This window comes from Rathayibacter sp. VKM Ac-2928, assembly GCF_022815545.1.
Lineage (GTDB): Bacteria > Actinomycetota > Actinomycetes > Actinomycetales > Microbacteriaceae > Rathayibacter > Rathayibacter festucae.
Genome location: NZ_JALGRU010000004.1, coordinates 561,657 through 567,656 on the forward strand (window position 1 = coordinate 561,657; position 6,000 = coordinate 567,656).

The window sequence follows — 6,000 nt, forward strand, 5'->3', positions numbered from 1 at the left end:
CTCCCTCCAGTTCAGGTGAGGGCCGGAGGACTTGGACCCCGGCGCTTGTCGACACCGCAAGGACCGCCCCTTCGGCGAGACCAGGAACGGATGCTCTCGGTGGCCTGCAAGGTCTCGTCGGAGGGTGTGGCGACCGCGGTCCGTTCGACATCGGGATAAATAGGATCTTATTCATCAGATATGGGAGTGCACCGACCTCGTTCAATGACAAGGAGCGCCTGATTCTCGAGCGGATCTCCGGAACATGGAGCCTTCGAAGCGCATGCATGCACCTGCTGACTCAGCGATGCCCGACAATCGTCGGCAGATTTGTACCAGAACCGCTGCAGGTGGCGTCTAGATCGCCTCCCCGGGTAGGTCGACGATGAACACCAGCCAGGTCTCGTGCCGACAGTCCCGTCGAAGTCGACGGAACGGCTGCGGGCTTCACCGACCTGAATCCGGGCCCACGCCTCCGCACTCGCTTCGAAGGAACTCGACGATGACCACTCCTCCCACAGCTTCAACGACGATGCACCGCGCTGTCGCCGAGCCGCTCTCAGGCGTCCGCCTCGAGACCGCCGATGTGCCGACGCCCGCGGCGGGCCAGGTTCTCGTGCAGAGCGTCCTGGTCGGCATTTGCGGCTCCGACATCCACGCGATCGCCGGGCACCACCCGTTCCTCGCCTCGACCTACCTCCCCGGCCATGAGGCGACCGGTGTCGTCGCTGCGCTGGGCGAGGGGGTCGAGGGCGTCGAAGTCGGTCAGCGTGTGCTCCTCAAGCCCAACGTCGCCTGCGGCACCTGCCTGAACTGCCGCGCCGGGCGCTCGAACGCGTGTGAGCGGCTCTCCTGGATCGGCTGCGACCCGTCCGGGCACTGGGCCGGCGCGATGGCCGAGTACTTCGTCGCCCCCGCCGGCAACCTCTATGCCGTCCCCGACTCCGTCGACGACGAGACCGCCGCGCTCGTCGAGTGCCTCGCGACGCCCGTCCACGCCGCCCGTATCGCGGGTGATCTCGCCGGAGCGCGCGTCGTCGTCCTCGGCGCCGGCACCATCGGTGTCCTCTGCGTCGTCGCCGCGTTGAACGCGGGTGCCGGCACCGTCGTCGCCACCGATCTCGACGAGGGCAAGCTCGCTCGCGCGACGCGCATCGGAGCGCACGGCGCGGTGAAGGCATCGGACGCTGACGCGAACGAGCAGGTCGCCGCGGCCCTCGGTGGGCCTGCCGACGTCGTCCTGGACTGCGTCGCGAACGAGCGCTCCTACGCGCAGGCGGTGTCTCTGCTGCGCCGCGCCGGCACTCTCGTCGTCGTGGGCGTTCCCGCGCGCGACGCCGTGCTGCCGATGCCGATCATCCAGGACTTCGAGATCCGGGTGCAGGGCTGCGCGGCCTACACCGAGGCCGATGTCGAGACCGCGATCTCCATCGCCGTCGACGGCGGTCTGCCGACCGCCGAGGTCGTCTCGGGCCGGTACTCGCTCGAGGACATCTCCGACGCGTTCACCGCGGCCAACGCGGACAGCACCGGCAAGCTCCTCGTCTCGCCCCGTTCGTGACGGGAGGCGACGTCCTCGTCATCGGCGAGGCCCTCATCGATGTCGTCCTGGACCGGGACGGGACCGTCTCCGAACGGGTGGGCGGTTCGCCCTTGAACGTCGCCGTGGGCCTGGGCCGGCTCGGGCATCGGGTGCGGCTGCTCACCTCGATCGGGGACGACCCCCGGGGAGTGGCGATCCGCTCCCATCTCCTGCAGTCCCATGTCGAGGTCGACCCTGCGGGTCGTCGCGACGGCGCGACGTCGACGGCGACCGCGACCATCACCGCTGACGGTTCGGCCGAGTACGACTTCGACCTGCGCTGGGACCTCCCCGAAGCGCCATCGACCGCGCAGAGGCTCCCTGCTGTCGTGCACACCGGCTCCCTCGGTGCGGTGCTCGCGCCGGGTGACGAGGTCGCGCTGCGCCTCGTCCTCGACGCGCGCGACGAGTCGCTGGTGTCGTTCGACCCCAACGTCCGCGCTGCTCTGATGCGCCCGCACGCGCAGCAGCTCGTCCGGACGGAGCGCTTCATCGCCGCGTCCGACGTCATCAAGCTCAGCGATGAGGACGCGGAGTGGCTGTACCCGGGGTCGTCCCTCGACGAGGTCGCCGATCGTCTGCTCGCGTCCGGGCCCGAGCTCGTCGCGATCACGCGGGGAGGTGCCGGCGCGGTCCTGCGCACGCGCCGCGAGCGAGTGGAGCAGACGGCGGATTCGACGGGCGTCGTCGACACGATCGGAGCGGGCGACTCCTTCATGGCCGGTCTTCTGCACGGACTCACCGCACATCTGGACGCAGCCGGTCTGCAGCGGTTCCGGGCGGGTGAGGTGCTGACCGGTGCCGCTCTCACGGCGCTCGGCAAGACCGCGCAGTCCTGCGCCGCCATCACGGTGCGCCGGCGGGGTGCCGACCTGCCGTGGACACGGGACCTCGTCGGGACCTGATCCCCGGAGAAGCCCCGGCTCGGTCTGCCCGCGGGCCGGGTCCTGCGCAGACGAAGAAGAGGGAGGAGCTGACGCTCCTCCCTCTTCTTCGTGTCGGGTGTCGGAGAGTCACCCTTCGTCGGCGGCCCTCAGGAAGCCGGCGACGGTTTCAGCGGCTCCCTGCAGGAGCAGCGAGTCGAGCGCGTCGACGTAGGCGTCGACGAACCGCGGCTGGTCGATCAGATCGCCGAACACGTCGCGATCGCGCAGGAACGACAGCCGGTCCTCGTGCTGCTCGCGTGCCGCCCGGGTGAGCTGCTCGGCCAGCCGGTCGACGACGACGATCGGCTCGCCGTCCTCGTCGATGCCCTCCGCGTAGCGCGCCCAGCTCGCGACGATCCCTGCGGAGAGAACGATGCTGCCGCCGGTCTCGAGGTTCGCGAGGACGACGGGGAGCAGCCACTTCGGGATGCGGTCGCTCGACTCGGCGCACAGGCGTGCGAGGGTGTCGCGCACCTCCGGGTTCTGGAACCGCTCGATGAGCGTCGACTTGTAGTCCTCAAGGTCGATGCCGGGGACCGGCGGGAGGGTCGGCGTGGCTTCGTCGTCCATGTAGGCGCGGAGGAACCGGGCGATGCGCGGGTCGGCGGTGGCCTCGTGCGCGAAGCGGTAGCCCATCAGGTAGCCGAAGTAGCACAGTCCCTGGTGGCTGGCGTTGAGCAGCCGCAGCTTCATCAGCTCGTACGGTTCGACGTCCTCGACGAGCTGCACTCCGGCGTCCTCGAACGGGGGCCGGCCGAGCGGGAAGTCGTCCTCGAGCACCCACTGGAAGAACGGCTCGGCGACGACCGGCCAGGCGTCGTCGATCCGGTGCACGTCCCGGACCTCGGCCCGGTCCTCGTCGCCGGTGACCGGGGTGATGCGGTCGACCATGCTGTTGGGGAAGTGCACGGCCTCGGTCATCCAGTCGGCGAGGTCGGGGTCGATGAGGCGGGCGTAGGCGGTGAACATCTTCTTGGCGACGTGGCCGTTGCCGGCGATGTTGTCGCAGGACATCACGGTGACGGGCTCGATGCCTCGTTCTCGTCGGCGCTGCAGCGCGGCGCTCACGAGGCCGAAGACCGTCTGCGGCGCCCGCCCTTCGCCGGCCGCCTCGACGTCAGCCCGCACTGCGGGGGTCGTCTCGTCGAACTCGCCGGTGATGCGGTGGAAGTTGTAGCCGCCCTCCGTGACGGTGAGCGAGACGATCCGGGTGGAGGGGGCGGCCATCTTCTCGATGACCGCCTCCGGATCGTCGACCGCGAGGAGGTACTCGATGATGCTGCCGATCACGCGCGCTTCGCGAGTGCCGTCGGGGTGCTTGAGCACCAGGGTGTAGAGACCGTCCTGCGCGTCCATGACCTGCTTCATCCGGCGGTCCTGCTCGAGGACGCCGACGCCGCAGATCGCGAAGTCGCGGGCCTCGCCCTGCGCGAGGAGCCGGTCGATGACCATCGCCTGGTGGGCACGGTGGAAGCCGCCCACCCCGAAGTGGACGATGCCGGCGGTCAGGCCGTGCCGGTCGTAGGTGGGGACGGGGACCTTCGGGTGCGCCCACTCGTCGGCGAGGGAGCGCAGCTCCTCGGCGCTCACTTGACCGCTCCCAGCGAGAGGCCCTGGACGAGCTTGTCCTGAGCGGCGAAGCCGGCGATGAGCACAGGCAGCGACACGGCGACGGCTGCGGCGCACACCTGGGCGAGGAACAGGCCCTGGCTGGTGACGAAGCTGGTCAGGAACACCGGGGCGGTGAAGGCCTTCGTGCTGGTCAGGACGCTCGCGAAGAGCAGCTCGTTCCAGCTGAAGATGAAGCAGATCAGCGCGGTCGAGGCGAGGCCCGGGCCGGAGATCGGGACGATGATCCGGCGGAAGATCGAGATCAGGCTGGCGCCGTCGATCGCGGCGGCCTCGAGGATCTCGACGGGGATCTCGGAGAGGAACGAGCGCATCATCCACACGGCGATCGGGAGGTTCATCGAGGTGTAGAGCACGATGAGCAGCCCGATGCTGTCCAGCGCTCCGATCTGCTTGGCGATCAGGTAGATCGGCAGCAGGCCGGCGACCATCGGCAGCATCTTGGTGGAGAGGAAGAAGAACATGACGTCCGACCACTTCTTCACCGGCTTGATGCTGAGGGCGTAGGCGGCGGGCAGGGCGAGCAGGAGCACGAGGGCGGTGGAGACGACGCTGGCGGTGGCGCTGTTGATCAGCGGGGGCCAGGGGCTGGCGCCCGAGTTCGCGCCGAAGAAGTTCGCGTAGCCGTCGAGGGTGAGCGGGGCGAACAGCGACGGCGGGTTGGTCGCGGCGTCGGTCTCGCTGTGCAGGCTGGTGAGGATCATCCAGAGCACCGGGGTGACGAAGAGGAGCCCGATGACCCAGGCGAGCAGGCCCAGGAGGGAGTTCCCGACGCGGGTGCGGGTGCCGGACCCGGCGATGGTGAGCTCGGGGCGAGGCGCTTTGCGGCGCGTGATGAGGGCGGTCATCGGTTCTCTTCTTTCAGGAGTGTGGAGATGCTGCGCAGCGCGAAGGTGGCGATCGCCATCGTTCCGATGAGGACGACGACGCCGGCGGCCGACGCCGCTCCGTAGTTCTGTGCCTGGAAGAACTGCTGGTAGATCGTGTACGGCAGGTTGGCGGTGCCGAGGCCCCCGGAGGTGATGGTGAAGACGGCGTCGAAGTTCTGCACGATGTAGATCGAGCCCAGCAGTGCTGCGAGCTCGAGGTAGCGACGCATGTGGGGGAGCGTCATGTGGATGAAGATCTGCCAGGTCGTCGCGCCGTCGACGCGGGCGGCCTCGAGGACGTCCAGGGGGCGGCTCTGCAGGCCGGCGAGCAGGATCAGCATCATGAACGGCGTCCACTGCCAGATGAGGGAGGCCTCGACGGCGACGAGGGCGTTGCTGCCGATCCAGTCGGGCTGCGGGGCGGTCGCGCCGAACAGGCCGAAGAACCAGTTCAGGGCGCCGTTGAGCAGGCCGTACTCGGGGTTGTAGAGCGCGTGCTTCCAGACGAGGGCGGCAGCGACGGGGACGACGAGGAACGGCGCGATCATGATCGTGCGCACGATGCCGCGTCCGAAGAAGGTGCGGTCGAGCAGCAGCGCGATGCCGAGGCCGAAGAGGAGGCTGACGAGCACGACGGTCACGGTCAGCAGGATCGTGGTGACCACCGCTCCGCGAAGGGCCTCGTCGGAGAAGACGGTGATGTAGTTCGAAAGCCAGGCGAACCCGATGTCGTTCGGGTAAAGCGCCTCCCAGTTGAACAGGGACACGATGATCGTGATGAGGAACGGCACCTGGGTCACCGCGATCACGAAGATCAGAGCGGGGAGCAGGGGAGCGCGGCGGGCCCAGTCGCCGGCTCGCGCGAGCGTCGTCGCGCGGTCCTTCTGAGGCCTGCGGCGGAACGGATGAGCGGATCCGGTCACAGTCGGCGCGTCGGAGCGCGGTTCGGTCATGGTCATCGTGACGTCCTTGTCTCGCTGGAGGAAGCGTGCGGGGAGGGGCGGGGGGCCCCCCG

The 6,000-nt window shown here is 69.1% G+C and carries 5 protein-coding genes; 2 read left to right on the forward strand and 3 right to left on the reverse strand.

Annotated elements, in window-relative coordinates; genetic code table 11:
* The first annotated feature begins 481 nt into the window (after positions 1-481).
* Together MT350_RS17190 and MT350_RS17195 are read left to right on the forward strand one after the other, a co-directional pair.
* Entirely contained in the window at positions 482-1,540 is a 1,059-nt protein-coding gene (locus tag MT350_RS17190) for a zinc-binding dehydrogenase (RefSeq protein ID WP_243600185.1), read from the forward strand.
* Positions 1,537-2,466: a carbohydrate kinase gene (locus MT350_RS17195; RefSeq protein ID WP_243616315.1), complete on the forward strand. Its 930-nt coding sequence runs from the start codon at positions 1,537-1,539 to the stop codon at positions 2,464-2,466. The genes MT350_RS17190 and MT350_RS17195 overlap by 4 nt, the downstream gene beginning before the upstream one ends.
* A 108-nt stretch (positions 2,467-2,574) precedes the next feature.
* Here MT350_RS17195 and MT350_RS17200 read toward each other — a convergent pair whose 3' ends face one another.
* Genes MT350_RS17200 through MT350_RS17210 form a run of 3 tightly spaced genes read right to left on the reverse strand, consistent with a single transcriptional unit; the run spans position 2,575 to position 5,938 of the window.
* Entirely contained in the window at positions 2,575-4,077 is a 1,503-nt protein-coding gene (locus MT350_RS17200; RefSeq protein ID WP_243600187.1) for a mannitol dehydrogenase family protein, read from the reverse strand.
* Positions 4,074-4,964: a carbohydrate ABC transporter permease gene (locus MT350_RS17205; protein WP_243600188.1), complete on the reverse strand. Its 891-nt coding sequence runs from the start codon at positions 4,962-4,964 to the stop codon at positions 4,074-4,076. The genes MT350_RS17200 and MT350_RS17205 overlap by 4 nt, the downstream gene beginning before the upstream one ends.
* A complete protein-coding gene (locus MT350_RS17210) occupies positions 4,961-5,938 on the reverse strand; it encodes a carbohydrate ABC transporter permease (RefSeq protein WP_243600288.1) in 978 nt (325 codons plus the stop codon). Before MT350_RS17210 ends, MT350_RS17205 begins: the two co-directional genes overlap by 4 nt.
* Positions 5,939-6,000 lie beyond the last annotated feature (62 nt).

Bases quoted from the DNA above. Each gene is read 5' to 3' on its own strand.
- MT350_RS17210 (WP_243600288.1), bottom strand. From the start codon at position 5,938: ATGACCGAACCGCGCTCCGACGCGCCGACTGTGACCGGATCCGCTCAT.
- MT350_RS17205 (WP_243600188.1), bottom strand. From the start codon at position 4,964: ATGACCGCCCTCATCACGCGCCGCAAAGCGCCTCGCCCCGAGCTCACC.
- MT350_RS17190 (WP_243600185.1), top strand. From the start codon at position 482: ATGACCACTCCTCCCACAGCTTCAACGACGATGCACCGCGCTGTCGCC.